This window comes from Cupriavidus sp. F041, assembly GCF_057814235.1.
The window spans coordinates 3662454-3677087 of record NZ_JBVASY010000002.1 but is presented as its reverse complement, the minus strand read 5'-3'; the positions used below and the strand labels follow the sequence as shown (position 1 = coordinate 3677087).

At 67.4% G+C, this 14634-nt stretch carries 9 protein-coding genes; 5 read left to right on the top strand and 4 right to left on the bottom strand.

The features are described 5' to 3' along the window. The first annotated feature begins 4 nt into the window (after window positions 1-4). Genes ACZY0R_RS34305 through ACZY0R_RS34295 form a run of 3 tightly spaced genes read left to right on the top strand, consistent with a single transcriptional unit; the run spans window position 5 to window position 3012 of the window. Window positions 5-931 (top strand): ABC transporter permease, encoded by a 927-nt coding sequence (locus ACZY0R_RS34305; RefSeq protein WP_488864776.1) that lies wholly within the window; start codon window positions 5-7, stop codon window positions 929-931. Between the two features lie 21 nt (window positions 932-952). Next, window positions 953-1951, top strand: a complete 999-nt coding sequence (locus tag ACZY0R_RS34300; RefSeq protein ID WP_035875651.1) for an ABC transporter ATP-binding protein — start codon at window positions 953-955, stop codon at window positions 1949-1951. Then, window positions 1948-3012 carry an ABC transporter ATP-binding protein gene (locus ACZY0R_RS34295; RefSeq protein ID WP_035875649.1) on the top strand — a complete coding sequence of 355 codons (1065 nt, stop codon included), beginning with the start codon at window positions 1948-1950 and terminating at the stop codon, window positions 3010-3012. The genes ACZY0R_RS34300 and ACZY0R_RS34295 overlap by 4 nt, the downstream gene beginning before the upstream one ends. A gap of 172 nt (window positions 3013-3184) precedes the next feature. Here the strand turns inward: ACZY0R_RS34295 and ACZY0R_RS34290 are convergent, their stop codons facing one another. Beyond that, window positions 3185-4357, bottom strand: a complete 1173-nt coding sequence (locus ACZY0R_RS34290) for an ABC transporter substrate-binding protein (protein ID WP_488864773.1) — start codon at window positions 4355-4357, stop codon at window positions 3185-3187. Between the two features lie 282 nt (window positions 4358-4639). On the opposite strand from ACZY0R_RS34290, the gene ACZY0R_RS34285 reads away from it, so the two are divergent. Next, a complete protein-coding gene (locus ACZY0R_RS34285; RefSeq protein WP_488864771.1) occupies window positions 4640-6772 on the top strand; it encodes a molybdopterin-containing oxidoreductase family protein in 2133 nt (710 codons plus the stop codon). Next, complete coding sequence (locus ACZY0R_RS34280; protein WP_488864769.1) at window positions 6769-7983, top strand: aminopeptidase; 1215 nt, start codon at window positions 6769-6771, stop codon at window positions 7981-7983. Before ACZY0R_RS34285 ends, ACZY0R_RS34280 begins: the two co-directional genes overlap by 4 nt. A 42-nt stretch (window positions 7984-8025) precedes the next feature. Here ACZY0R_RS34280 and ACZY0R_RS34275 read toward each other — a convergent pair whose 3' ends face one another. The 3 genes from ACZY0R_RS34275 to ACZY0R_RS34265 form a co-directional block, all read right to left on the bottom strand. Further along, a complete protein-coding gene (locus tag ACZY0R_RS34275) occupies window positions 8026-9294 on the bottom strand; it encodes a branched-chain amino acid ABC transporter substrate-binding protein (protein ID WP_488866341.1) in 1269 nt (422 codons plus the stop codon). 92 nt (window positions 9295-9386) lie between these two features. Beyond that, window positions 9387-12698 (bottom strand): acetyl-CoA carboxylase family protein, encoded by a 3312-nt coding sequence (locus ACZY0R_RS34270; protein WP_488864767.1) that lies wholly within the window; start codon window positions 12696-12698, stop codon window positions 9387-9389. A 48-nt stretch (window positions 12699-12746) separates the two neighbouring features. Further along, window positions 12747-14477, bottom strand: a complete 1731-nt coding sequence (locus ACZY0R_RS34265) for an AMP-binding protein (protein WP_488864765.1) — start codon at window positions 14475-14477, stop codon at window positions 12747-12749. Window positions 14478-14634 lie beyond the last annotated feature (157 nt).

Here is a 14634-nt window from a genome sequence, read left to right as displayed (position 1 = left end):
GCTCATGACAACCGCAATCGAAACCGAATCCGCGGCGGCACCGCTGCCGCTAGCCGAACAGACCCCGCTGCGGCGCTTCGCCAGCCAGTTCTTCTCCAGCAAGATCGCGGTGACCGGCCTGGCCCTGCTGATCGCCATCGTGCTGATCGCGCTGCTCGCGCCATGGCTGTCGCCGCAGAACCCTTATGACCTCGCCACCCTGAACGTGCTCGACTCGCGCATGGCCCCTGGCGAGAAGTCCGACGACGGCATGACCTTCCTGCTTGGCTCGGACGAGCAGGGCCGGGATATTCTCTCCGCCGTGATGTACGGCCTGCGCATCAGCATCGGCGTAGGCGTTGTCAGTACGGTGATCGCGCTGCTGCTGGGCGCCACGCTGGGCCTGATCGCCGGCTTCCTCGGCGGCCGGGTCGAGGCCATCATCATGCGCGTGGCCGACCTGCAGCTGTCGTTCCCGCCCATCCTGCTGGCGCTGATCCTGCTGGCTTTCCTGCGTCCGGGCATCGGCAATATCGTGATCGCGCTGGTGGCGGTGCAGTGGGCCTATTACGCGCGCACCACGCGCAGCGCGGCGCTGGTCGAGCGGCGCAAGGAATATATCGAAGCCGCCACCTGCCTCGGGCTGTCGCCAGCGCGGATCATGTTTCGCCACCTGCTGCCCAATTGCCTGCCGCCGCTGATCGTGATCGCTGCGCTGCAGGTGGCATCGGCGATCACGCTGGAAGCCACGTTGTCCTTCCTCGGCTTGGGCGTGCCCATTACCGAGCCGTCGCTGGGCTCGCTGATCGCCAACGGCCAGCAATACATGTTGTCCGGCAAGTACTGGATCAGCTTCTTCCCGGGTATCGCGCTGGTGGTCACCATCGTGGCCATGAACCTGGTCGCCGACCAGCTGCGTGACGTACTCAATCCGCGCCTGCAAACGCAGTAACGCAGCACGACAGGAGCGAACATGAGCAAACCGACCCTAGTGGTAGAAGGTCTCAAGACCCAGTTCTTTACGCGTGGCGGCGTCGCGCGCGCCGTCGACGACGTTTCGTTCTCGGTCGGCCGCGGCGAGATCATGGGCCTGGTGGGCGAGTCCGGCTCGGGCAAGTCGATGACCGGTTACTCGATCATGGGCCTGATCGATCCGCCCGGCAAAGTCGTCGACGGCCGTATCGAGCTGACCAGCCGGGATGGCGTCACGCGCGACCTGCGCAACCTCACGCCGGCGCAGATGCGCGACGTGCGCGGCAACCGCATCGCGATGATCTTCCAGGATCCGATGATGACGCTGAACCCGGTCCTGCGCATCGATACGCAGATGATCGAAGCAGTGCTGGCGCATGAGAAGGTCGACAAGGCGGTGGCGCGAGAGCGTGCCCGCAACGCGTTGGCCCGCGTCGGCATTCCCTCGCCGGACGAGCGCTTGCGCGCCTATCCCCACCAGTTCTCCGGCGGCATGCGCCAGCGCGTGGCGATTGCCATCGCCCTGTTGAACAAGCCCGACCTGATCATCGCCGACGAGCCCACCACGGCGCTGGACGTAACCATCCAGGGCCAGATCCTCTACGAGATGCAGAAGCTGTGCCGCGAATCCGGCACCGCGCTGATCTGGATCACCCACGACCTGTCCGTGGTGGCCGGCCTGGCCGACTCCGTTTGCGTGATGTACGCCGGCAAGATTGTCGAAGCCGGCGACGTGCGCCAGGTGCTCGAGCGGCCCCAGCATCCCTATACCCACGGCCTGATCAGCTCCGCGCCGTCGCGCAATCCGCGCGGCGCGCCGCTGCGCCAGATTCCTGGCATGACGCCGTCGCTGCTGAACCTGCCGGCCGGCTGTGCTTTTCGCGAACGTTGTGCCTATGCTACCGATGTGTGCAAGACGACACCACCGCTGGATACTGCCGCGGACGGACGTCGCCTGCGCTGCTTTCATCCGGTCCTTGCAGAGCAGGAGGCCGCATGAGCGCCACCGTTGTTGATCCCGCACTCGCTGCCATGACGTCCGAACCCGTTGCAGAACCCACGCCCAGCGCACCGATTCTCGAGCTGAAAGGCGTATCCAAGCGATTCGTCAAATCGCTCGACACCGCAGCCAAGATCGCCAATGTGTTCGGCGCCGGCGCGCAGGAGGAAGTGGTGCATGCCGTGGACCGCGTCGACCTGGCCATTCGCGCCGGCGAGGTGGTCGGCCTAGTCGGCGAGTCGGGTTGCGGCAAGTCCACGCTGGGCCGCATGGCCGTGGGCCTGCATTCGCTGACGGAAGGTTCGCGGTACTGGAAGGGGGTCGATCTGGACCGCCTGCCGCCGGAGAAGAAACGAGAGAAGCAACTGGCGATCCAGATGATCTTCCAGGATCCCTATGCTTCGCTGAATCCGCGCCTGCGCGTGATGGACATCGTCGGCGAGGCGCCGGTGGTGCACGGCATGGTGCCGCGCGGCGAGCAAAAACGTTATGTGGAGGACATGCTGGTGCGGGTGGGCATGGACCCCACCGTGCTGCGCCGCTTTCCGCACCAGTTCTCGGGCGGGCAGCGTGCGCGGATCGGCATTGCGCGGGCGCTGGCGGTCAAGCCGGAATTCCTGGTGTGCGATGAGTCGGTGGCTGCACTCGATGTGTCGATCCAGGCCCAGGTGCTGAATCTGTTCATGCGCTTGCGGCAGGAGCTGAACCTGACCTATCTCTTCATCAGCCACGATCTTGGCGTGGTGAAGCACATTAGCGATCGCGTGGTGATCATGTACCTGGGGCGGGTGGTGGAGTCGGCGCCGGCGGAAGATGTGTTTGCCAGTCCGAATCATCCTTATACGCAGGCGCTGCTGGCGGAGGCTCCCAAGCTGGAGGTTGGCAAGAAGACGTTTGTGGCGATCAAGGGGGAGATTCCGTCACCGTTGCATCCGCCGCCTGGGTGTCATTTCCATCCGCGTTGTCCGCATGCGATGCCGCGTTGCCGGGAGGAGCAGCCGTTGCTTAAGGAGATTGCGCCGATGCGCTTTTCGGCTTGCCATTTGAATGATATGGCGTAGGGAGGATAGGGCTTGACTGCCTGACGTCAACGTCAGTTTCACCTCCCCTCCCGGGAGGTGGCCTGCTTTTCCGTCTTGGTTTTTGTCCTGGCAAAAAGGTGGGCAAAAGAGCGCCCACCTTTGGCCTGGGACGCCTTCACGGCGCGAACGCGCCGCGCGGCTCCGCTCCGCGTCAGCGAATCACCTGCCCCCTTGAGTTGATGATGGTCATCTCGACGAATTTCGAGCCGATATGGCTGTCGGGGCTGAAGTTGATGATGTAACCGCCCAGGTCGAGGCTCTTCATGCCTTCCAGCGCGGTGATCAGCTTTTCGCGGGTCAGGTCTTTGCCGGCCCGGCGCAGGCCTTCGGCGAAGGCCTTGGCGGCAATAAAGCCTTCGATGCTGGCGTAGTCGAAATCGTTGGGCTTGCCGGCCGCCTGCAGCAGCCGCAGGTATTCGCGCACCACCGGCAGCGTGGCATTGCCGGGATGGGGCATGACCTGGGAAATGATCACGCCACTGCCCTTGGGGCCGACTTCCCTGGCCAGCGCCTGGGTGCCGACAAACGAGACGTTATAGAACTGGCCATTGAAGCCGCGGCGCAGGGCTTCCTTGACGAAGGCGCCCGTGGTCCGGTATGCATTGATCATCACCACGGCGTCGGGCTTGGATTTCATCGAGCCTTGCATGGCGTCGCCGATTTCCACGGTATTGCGCACCACGCCCTCGCGCGCGACGATCTGCACGCCGCTGTCGGGCGCCGCCCTGAGCGCGCGTTCGAGTGCTTCCAGGCCTGCCTTGCCGTAGGCATCCTCGTTGTACACCACCGCCACCCGCTTGAGGCCGGTGACGCGGATCTGGCGCAGGATGGCGGCGGCCTCTTCGTTGAAGCCCGCACGCACGTGGAAGGCGTAGCGGTTGAGCGGTTCGCGCAGCGACTGGGCGCCGCTGTAGGGGGCGAAGAACGGCACCCTGGCCTGGGTTGCCAGTGGCAGCGAGGCCTCGCCGGTCTCGGTGCCCACGTAGCCGAACAGCGCAAAGACATGGTCGTCGTCGATCAGCGCGCGCGTGTTCTTGGCGGCGGATTCCGGCTCGTTGAAGTCGTCGAGGACCTTGAGCTCGATCTTGCGGCCGTAGATCCCGCCCTGCTGGTTGATATGGTCGAAGTAAAGCCGCGCGCCGGAATTCAGCTGCTTGCCGAGCATGGCGGTGGGCCCGGTGAGCGCGGCCGACTGGCCCAGCAGGACGGTGTCGGCGCTGACGCCACTTTCGGCGTTGGCACTGGCAATGAATGACGAGCCGATGGCGCACGCCACCAGCAGGCCGGCAATGCGCCAGCCCCTGACCCCAGAATGCACTTGCATGGTTTCCCCGTGAAAAACGGTGTTTTCTTTACCCGTGAATGCCTTGCCGGTCTGTGCCGGCGCTGCCCTGTCGCCATCTCCCGGCGCAGCGTCGGGCTATCATAATCGAATACAATCGGAGCCTAACAATTTCCCCAGCGGCGCCCGTCGGGACGACGCCAGCGTACAACAACACGCGAGGCCGCCAGGGATGTCCGGCATGCCTGCCTCGCGTGCCTGGCCGTCCAGCCGCCCCCGATCCCGGCCATGCCGCCCGTCCCCAATCGTTTGCCAGGAGATTCCATGGCCTCCCGCATCGTCCGTGCCGCCTGTCCGCACGATTGTCCCGATACCTGTGCCTTGCTGGTCACCGTCGAGGACGGCCGCGCCACCAAGGTGGCGGGTGATCCGGACCACCCTGGCACCCAGGGCGTGCTTTGCACCAAGGTGTCGCGCTATACGGACCGCACCTACCATCCCGACCGCCTGCTGACACCGATGAAGCGGGTCGGCCCCAAGGGCGAAGGCAAGTTCGTGCCGATTTCCTGGGACGAGGCGCTGGACACCGTGGCCACCCGCCTGTCGGCCATCGCCGCGCGGGATCCGCAGGCGATCGTGCCGTATAGCTATGCCGGTACCATGGGCCTGGTGCAGGGCGAGAGCATGGCGGCGCGTTACTTCCACAAGCTGGGCGCCTCGCTGCTCGACCGCACTATCTGTGCCAGTGCCGGTGCAACCGCGCTGCGCTATACCTACGGCGCGAGTATCGGCATGGACATCGCGCATGTTCCCGACGCCAAGCTCATCATCATCTGGGGCGGCAACCCGATTGCCTCCAACCTGCACTTCTGGACACGCGTGCAGGAAGCCAAGCGGCGCGGCGCCACGCTGGTGGCGATTGACCCGTACCGCTCGCTGACCGCCGAAAAATGCCATCGCCATATCGCCCTCATGCCCGGCACGGACGGCGCGCTGGCGCTGGCGATCATGCATGTGCTGATGCGCGACGATCTGCTCGATCACGAGTACATCGACAGCCACACGGTGGGATTCGAGGCACTGCGCGAGCGTGCGCAGGCCTATACGCCGGCGCATGCGGCCAAGCTGTGCGGCATCGACCCCGAGGACATCGAGTGGCTGGCCGGCCTCTACGGGCAACTGGCGGTGCGCGAGCGCCAGCCGGTGGCGATCCGGCTGAACTATGGCATGCAGCGCTCCCACGGCGGCGGCCAGGCGGTGCGCGCTGTCGCCTGCATGCCGTCGCTGGTGGGGGCGTGGCGCCATGCGGCCGGCGGCCTGCAACTGTCCACTTCGGGCTTCTTCCCGGTGGACAACGCGGCGCTGCAACGGCCGGACCTGCTGCCGGACCTGCCGGCGTTGCCGCGCACGGTCAATATGAGCACCATCGGCGATGCGCTGCTGGACGCCGGCGGCGAGAGCGGACCCAAGATCGAGGCGCTGGTGGTCTACAACAGCAACCCGGTGGCGGTGGCGCCGCAGTCGACCAAGGTGGCGGAAGGCTTCGCGCGGGAAGACCTGTTCACCGTGGTGCTGGAGCAGTTCCGCACCGATACCGCGGACTATGCCGATATCCTGCTGCCGGCCACCACCCAGCTCGAGCATGTGGATGTGCACAAAGCCTACGGGCATACATACTTCCTCGCCAACAACCAGGCCATCGCCCCGCTGGGCGAGGCGCTCCCTAATACCGAGATATTCCGCCGGCTGGCGCAGCGCATGGGCTTTGACGAGCCGTGCTTTGCCGACAGCGACGAAGACATTGCCGCCCAGGCCATCGTGGCGAACGACCCGCGCGCCGCCGGCATCAGCTGGGAATCCCTCAAGGCGCAGGGCTGGCAGAAGCTCAACCTGCCGGCGGCGCCGCTGGCCGAAGGCGGCTTCTTCACGGCATCGGGCAAGTGCGAGTTCTATTCGGAGGCCATGCGCCGCGACGGCCTCGATCCCTTGCCCGGCTATGTGCCGCCCTACGAGACGCCTGCCACCGCGCCGGAACTGGCGGCGCGTTATCCGCTGGCGATGATCTCGCCGCCCGCGCGTAACTTCCTCAACAGTTCTTTCGTCAACGTCGACAGCCTGCGCGCAACCGAGGGCGAGCCGCACCTGGACATCCATCCCGAGGATGCCGCGCCGCGAGGCATCGTCAACGGCGGCATGGTGCGCGCCTTCAACGACCGCGGCAGCATGATGGCGCGGGCCCGCGTGACCGACCGCGCGCGGCGCGGGCTGGTGGTGGGGCTGTCGATCTGGTGGAAGAAGCTGGCGCCGGACGGCAAGAACGCCAACGAGCTGACCAGCCAGCGGCTGACCGACCTGGGCCGTGCTCCGGTGTTCTACGATTGCCTGGTGCAGGTGGAAGCAGCCGCGCCCGCCAGGGTGGCGCAAGCGGAAACGGCGGCGTCCGCACTGGCATCATGATCCGGCGGCCAGCACGCGCGCTACAGGCCCTGGCTACGCTGGGGCTTGCCGCGTTGCTGGCCGGCTGCGACACGATTGGCTACTACGCGCAGTCCATAGGCGGCCACTTCGGCGTGATGGCGGAAGCCCGGCCATTGCCGGATGCCATCGCCGCGGCGCAGGAAGCCAAGGATACGAGGCTGGCACAGCGCCTGGCGCTGGCTGGCAGCATCCGCGATTTCGCCTCGCACGAGCTGAAGCTGCCCGATAACGGCAGCTACCGGCGCTACGCCAACCTGCACCGGCCGTATGCGGTGTGGAGCGTGTTCGCTACCCCCGAGCTGTCGATGGAACTGCACAAGTGGTGCTTCCTGGTGGTGGGCTGCATCAGCTATCGCGGCTACTACGCCCAGTCCGATGCGGACAGCTACGCGGAAGGGCTGCGCAAGAAGGGGCTCGAGCCCTACGTCGCCGGCATTCCGGCCTATTCGACGCTGGGTTACTTTGACGACCCGTTGCTCAACACCTTCGTCTACCAGCCGGAAGGCGAGCTGGCCAGGCTGATCTTCCACGAACTGGCGCACCAGGTGGTCTATGTGCGCAACGACACCACCTTCAACGAGTCCTTTGCCACCGCAGTGGAAACGGCCGGCGTGGAGCGCTGGCTGGCGTTGGCGGCGTCTCCCGATGCCCGCGCCAGCTACCGCCAGTACGACATGCGCCGCCAGCAATTCCGCGTCATGCTGCTGGACACGCGGGACCGGCTGGACGCGCTCTATCGCTCGCCCGTGCCCGACGAGGTCAAGCGCGCCGGCAAGGCGGAAATCTTCGCCGGCCTGCGCGCGCGTTATGCGCAGCTCAAGGAGGCGTGGGGCGGCTACAGCGGCTACGACCGCTGGTTCGAACGGCCGCTGACCAATGCGCAACTGGCTGCCGTGGCGACCTACCAGCAATGGGTGCCGGCGTTCACGGTGCTGCTGGCGCAGAGCGGCGGCGACTGGACCGCTTTCTATGCCGCGGCCCGGCGCATTGGAGATCTGCCGCGCGACGAGCGGGACGCCGCCTTGCGCCAGTTGGCGCCGCCGGCCAGCGGTGGCGATGTGCAGACCGCCGGCGAGAGCGGTGCCACGGTTGGCGCTGCGATGGGGGCGGTACGTGCCAGTGGCGCACTCGATACGCCGCCCGCGCCCGCGCCCGCGGCAGCCGGCGCCGTGACCGGCACCAAGCCCTGATGCCGTGACGTCGCCGATGTCACGAAGGCCGGAACCGGCGCACTAGGCGCCCGCCGGGCGCTTCATCCGGCAGGCCGACGGCAGGTTCAGGTCCCGCCCCGCTGTCACGCCGTCGAGGCGGAAGCCGTATTGCGTGCCTTCCACGCCCACCTTGACAGACTTGCCGTCCACCGGTGCAATCGTCGACACCACCTGCGGCAACAGCAACTGGTGATCTCCCTCGCGCATCAGCACATCTCCCACGGGCGACTGGTATTGCATGCCTTCGAGCGCAAAGGCAACACTGGTGGGATCGTCGGATTTCGCGCGGCGGATCGCCTCGCTCAACATTTGCACGGAGATCAGCACGCGCGGGGCGAAGTATTCGCCGGCCGGGGTCTGCTTCACCCGGGCTGCCAGCGCCGCCAGCACCGGATCGTCGCTGTTGGGCAGGTACTCGGCCACCCACGTCAGGTGCGCGTTCTTCGCCTGCGACACGGCCAGCACCGTGCCGGGCGCGCCGCCCCCGCTGTGGTTCAGGTAGTTCAGCTCATAGCCGGCGTCGCCCGCGGCCTTGATCAGCAGGCTCAGGTCCTGGCCCCAGTTTCCCGTGACCACGGTATCTGCGCCGCTTTCCTTGATCCTGCTGACATAGGGTGCGAAGTCCTTGACCCTGGCCAGCGGGTGCAGCGCCTCGCCGACGAACTGCACATCGGGCCGCGCACCGGCGATCATCTGCCGGCCCAGCGCGGCCCAGATACGGCCCTGGGTGTAATCCTGGTTGAGCAGGTACACCTTGTGCATGCTTTTTTGCTCGCGCACGAAATTGGCCAGCGCGCGCATCTTCATCGCCGTGTTGGCCTCGGTGGCGAAATGCCAGAAGCTGCAGCGCGCGCCAGTCAGGTCGGGATCGAGCGAGGCGTAGTTGATGATCAGGATGCGCTGCGTGGGGTTGCGCTCGTTATTCCGGTTGGCGGCCTCCACCAGCGCGGTCACCACCGGCGAACCGGAGGCGCCGGTGAAAACCACGCGGGCGCCGGCATCGATCGCGCTTTGCAGTGCCGTCAGGCTTTCCTGCGGGGAGAGCTTGTTGTCGTAGCTGAGCAGCTCGTAGTTGCGCCCCAGCACGCCGCCCTGGGCATTGGCGTCGTCGAGCGCGAATTTCAGGTTTGCCTGGAAGATCTGCCCGACATTGGCCAGAGGCCCGGATAGCTGGTCGATGAAGGCGACCTTGATGGACGGCGCGCCGGCGGCCTGGGCCGGGGTTTGCGCCTGCGCCTGCAGCGGCACGCCCGTGGCCAGCGCGAACGCGGCGGCGGCCGCGCAGCGCATGAGCACACCTGCCGCGCGCGTAGCGATCCGGGCGGCGGTGCCCGCTGCGTGCTTCAAGTCCTGGGGCATGGCTTGTCTCTCTCCTGTTGGCATTACCACGTGTCGATGAAACGGCGCGATTCGGCGCGGCGCGCTTCGTCCAGCGGCGGTACCGAGGCCAGCCCGCGCAGCAGCCAGTGGCGGGTGTCGGCGGGGTCGATGACCGCATCGATCTCCAGGTGACTCGCCATATTAAGGGCGCGCCCGCGCTGGTAGGCCGCTTCCACCATACGCGCAAACAGCGCTTCGCGTTCTGCCGGGTCGGCCACGGCTTCCAGTTCCTTGCGAAAGCCCAGCCGGATCGATCCCTCGATGCCCATCGCGCCGAATTCGCCGCTGGGCCACGCCGCGGTGAAGAAGGGGGCGGAGAAACTGCCGCCGGCCATGGCCTGCGCCCCCAGGCCATAGCCCTTGCGCAGCACCACGGTGAAGAAGGGCACGCGCAGCGCACCGGCGGTGACGAAGAGCCGCGAGACGTGGCGCACCGTGGCGGTTTTCTCGGCCTCCGGGCCGACCATGAAGCCGGGCGTGTCGCACAGCGAGACGATGGGCAATCCATGCGCATCGCACAACTGCATGAAGCGCGCGGCCTTGTCGGCGGCCGCGGCATCGATGGCACCCCCCAGGTGGCGGGGGTTGTTGGCAATGCAGCCGAAGGCGCGCCCCTCGATGCGGATCAGCGCGGTGATGATGCCGGCGCCGAAGGCGGCGCGCAACTCCAGCACGGAATCGTGATCGGCGAGCGCGGCGAGCACGCTGCGCATATCGTAGCTGCGCAGCCGGTTCTCCGGGATCAGGTGGCGCAGCGAACGCGCGTCGCCCGCCTGCCATTCGGGCAGGTCGCCCTGGAAGTAGGAGAGGTAGCGGCGTGCCGCGTCCACGGCGGCGGCTTCGTCGTCGACCAGGACGTCGATCACGCCGTTGGGCGCTTGCACGCTCACCGGGCCAACTTCCTCGGGCGCGAATACGCCCAGGCCGCCGCCTTCGATCATGGCTGGGCCGCCCATGCCGATGGTGGCGCTGCGGGTGGCAATGATGACGTCGGCGCAGCCCAGCAGCGCGGCATTCCCTGCAAAGCAGCGGCCGGAGACGATGCCCACCAGCGGCACTTGTCCGGATAGCCGCGCGAACTGGATGAAGGACGTGCAGTCCAGTCCGGCCACCACGGGCATGTCGGTATCGCCGGGCCGGCCGCCGCCGCCCTCGGCGAACAGCACCACCGGCAGGCGCCACTGGCGCGCCAGCGCCAGCATGCGGTCCAGCTTCTTGTGGCCATAGAAGCCCTGCGTGCCGGCCAGCACCGTGTAGTCGTAGGCCAGCACCATGCAGCGCGCGTCGGCTGCGGGGAAGCTTCCGGCATTGACGGTGCCGATGCCGGTGACGATGCCGTCGGCCGGCGTTGCGCGTTCCAGGTCTTCGACGCTGCGGCGCTGGCGCTGGGCGGCGATGGCGAGCGCGCCGTATTCGATGAAGGAGTTGGCGTCGCACAGTTGCGCGATGTTTTCCCGCGCGGTGCGTCCGCCCTGGCGATGGCGCTTGTCCACGGCCTGCGCGCGCGCCGCGTCCTGCGTGAGTGCCTGGCGCGCCAGGGCGTCGCGCAGGTCGGCGCGGATATGGGCGGGATCCACGGTGGCGCCCGTATCCATCGCATGATGGCTGCCGTCGTGCGCAGACAGCACGATCACGGGCGCGCCGGCGCGCAGCACATCGCCGGCCGCGGCCAGCACGCGCAGGACTTCTCCCGCCACCGGCGCTTCCAGTGGATGTTCCATCTTCATGGCTTCGATGATGGCGAGCGATTGCCCGCGCCGCACGATGTCGCCGGGGCGCACCTGCACCGCGGCCAGCGCGCCGTCCATGGGCGCGGTGACGAGTTCGGCATCGTCCGGCAGGTCGTCCAGTTGCGCGGAGCCCGACGCCTGGACGTTCGCGGTTGCGCCTGTCGCGTGCAGCGCCGGATGGGGCTGGTCGCCGTCCCGCAACTGTGCGGCCATCGCCGGTAGCGCGGCATCAAGGTATTGGGTGTGGACGTCATTGCGCCGCACATCCTCGCGCAGCAGCAGGTCCTGCAGCAGCCTGCGGTTGGTGTCGATGCCTTCGATGCGGAATTCGCACAGGGCGCGATAGGCATGGGACAGCGCGCGCTGGTAGTCGCCGCCGGGCTCATGCACGATCAGCTTGGCCAGCAGCGAGTCGAAGCGCGGGTTGACCGTCATGCCCGCATGGCCGGCCCCATCCACGCGCACGCCGGGGCCGCTGGGCGGCTCGTAGGCGTCGATGCGGCCGCTGGCGGGGCGCAACTGGCCCTGTGCGTCGAGGTGCTCGGCGTTGATGCGCAACTGCACCGCGATGCCGCGTGGCGCGGGCGGCTGCGCCAGTCCAAGCTGGGCCAGCGTCTTCCCGGCGGCGATGGCCAGCTGCGTTTGGACCAGGTCCACGCCCGTCACCACCTCGGTGACGGTGTGCTCCACCTGCAGGCGCGGGTTGGCCTCCATGAACCAGAACCCGCCGTCCGCGCCCACCAGGAATTCAAACGTGCCGATGCCACGATAAGCGCTGGCGCGCGCCAGCGTCACCGCGGCCTGCGCCAGCCGCGCGCGCATGGCATCGTCCAGCGACGGGCTGGGCGCCATCTCCACCAGCTTCTGGTGGCGCCGCTGCAGGCTGCATTCGCGCTCGCCCAGTGCGATCACGCCGCCGGCGGCATCCGCCACCACCTGGATCTCGATATGGCGGGGCGCGTGCACGATGCGCTCGACATAGACGGCGCCGTTGCCGAACGCGGCCGTGGCTTCGGACACGCAGCGGGCATAAGCCTCGTCGATGTCCGCCGCGGCGTGCACCGCGCGCATGCCGCGGCCACCGCCGCCGGCCAGCGCCTTGATCATCATGCCGCCATCGGCGCCTGGTGCTTGCAGCGACGCGAAGAACGCGTGCGCGGCTGCCAGCGTGGTTGGGCCGGTGGAACCCGGCACCACGGTCACATTGCACTCGCGCGCCAACGCGCGCGCCCGTGCCTTGTCGCCGAACAGGCGCAGCACATCGGGGGCGGGGCCCACGAAGGTGAGGCCGGCATCCAGGCAGGCCTGGGCGAATTCCGCGTTCTCGGACAGCAAGCCGTAGCCGGGGTGGACCAGGTCGCAGCCGCTGCGGGTGGCCGCGGCCACCACTTGCGCGATATCGAGATAGGCGCGCGGACCGGTGCCGGGCAGCGCAACGGCGCCGTCGGCCTTGCGCACGTGGAGGGCGTCGCGGTCGTCCTCGCTGTACAGGGCGACGCTCTCCAGCCCCGCTCCCGCGGCGGCGCGTGCGATGCGGATGGCGATTTCACCGCGATTGGCGATCAGTAGCTTGCGAAACGTCATGATGCGAAGGAGTTGGACAGCGCTGAATAAGGAACGACCATGGACGGCTCATCCAACCTGCCCGGCCAGCGGCGCCAGGTCCTGCTTGCGCACCTTGCCCGTCGCGGTGAGCGGCAGGGCGTCGACGATATGCACCAGCGGCACCTTGTACACCGCCATGTTGGCGCGGCACCACTGCACCAGCGCCGTGTTGTCGACGGTGCCGACGGCTTCGGGCTTGAGCATGACAAAGGCCACGGGCAACTGGCCACGGTCTTCATCGGCGCGCCCCACCACCGCCGAACCGAGAATGGCCGGATGCTGGCCCAGCAGCGCCTCGATCTCGGCAGGAAAGACGCTCATGCCATTGACCTTGAGCATCTCCTTGCGCCGGCCCAGGTAATGGAGATAACCATGCTCGTCGATCGAGCCGATGTCGCCGGTGTGGTACCAGCCATTACGCAGCGATTCGCGCGTGGCGTCGGGTTTGTTCCAATAGCCCTTGAGCAGGGTCGGCGTGCGCACGCACAGTTCGCCTTCGGCGCCCGGCGGCAGCAGTTCGCCGCTCTCGAAATCGCAGATCTTGAACTCGGTGCCGGGGACGGGCAGCCCGACAAAGATGGGCTGGGCGCGCAGGTCCAGGTCGTCGTCCTGCATGCCGCAGGTAAAGGTATTGCAGGTCTGCGTCTCGGTCATGCCCCAGGCGGTCTCGGCGATGACCGAGCCGGTCAGCGCCTGCCAGGCGCGGCGGTAGGGCAGGTTGAGCTTCTTGACGAAGGACGATACGCCGACATGGCGCAGCGAGCGCAACTGGTATTGCGCCGCGCGCGGATGCTCCATCACCTCGACCGCGTTGTCCACCAGCATCGAGGCATTGGTGACGCGGTAGCGCTGGACTGCCGCCATGAAGGTCTCGGGATCCCAGCGCGCCAGCAGCACCAGCGGGATGCCGAAGAAGGCGGGGAAGATCAGGCAGAGGTTTTCGCCGGCGATCCAGAACTCGGGGAAGAAGCCCAGCATGACGCTGTCGTCGGCGATGTCCAGGGAGACGGCGCCGAACGCGGCTGCCATGTCGACCATGTCGCCTTGCGTGTGGATGCAGCCCTTGGGCAGCCCGGTGGTGCCGCCAGTGTAGTTAAGCGCGGCCACCGCGTCGAGCGATGGCGCCGCCGTGGGCGCCGCGTGCGTGCACGCGGCCATGGCCGGCAGCAGGTCGATGGCGTGGTCGTCCGCTTCGCATTGGTAGCGTGGCGCCTGCACCATGGGCGGCAGCGCCAGCGTGGGCACGGCGGGGACCATGTCGGCGAAACTGGTCACGAACAGCAGCGAGAGCGGATCCTGTGCGCCGAGCGCGGCGCGCGTTTCGCGCACCAGCGGCACCAACTGGTCGAGTGCGATCAGGGCACGCGGCGTGCTGTCGTTCAACGCGTGCTGCAACTCGGCGCGCTGCGATAGCGGGCTGACCGGCACGTAGACCGCGCCCAGCTTGAGGATGCCGAAGAAGACGATGTGGAACTGCGGGCAATTGGGCATCAGCACCGCCACCCGGTCGCCGGCGCCGATGCCGTGCGCCGCCAGCAGCGCGGCACAGCGGTCGCTTTGCGCATCGAGCTGGGCGTAGCTGGTTTCGTGGCCGTAGAAGATCACCGCCGGGCAGTCGGGGCGGGCGCGGCCCCAGTGCCGCAGCATCTCCGTGAGCGGCTGGCGTCCCAGCGGATATTGCGGCGAGCGCGGGGTGCCCTCGGGCCACGCGCGCTGCCAGCGTGCGTGCAGGTCTGCCAGGTAGGCGGTCTCGTCCATTGGCGGTGTCTCCTTGCTGGTGGGCCGCCAAGCCGATAGGCTGGCGAAATTTACTCTTTGGTATATTTATGTACCCTTGGGTATGATCCTATTGGCATCGCCGCCACGCGTCAAGTCGGGATCCCAGGCCGTGGCGAGGTGGCGGGCGGAACATGTC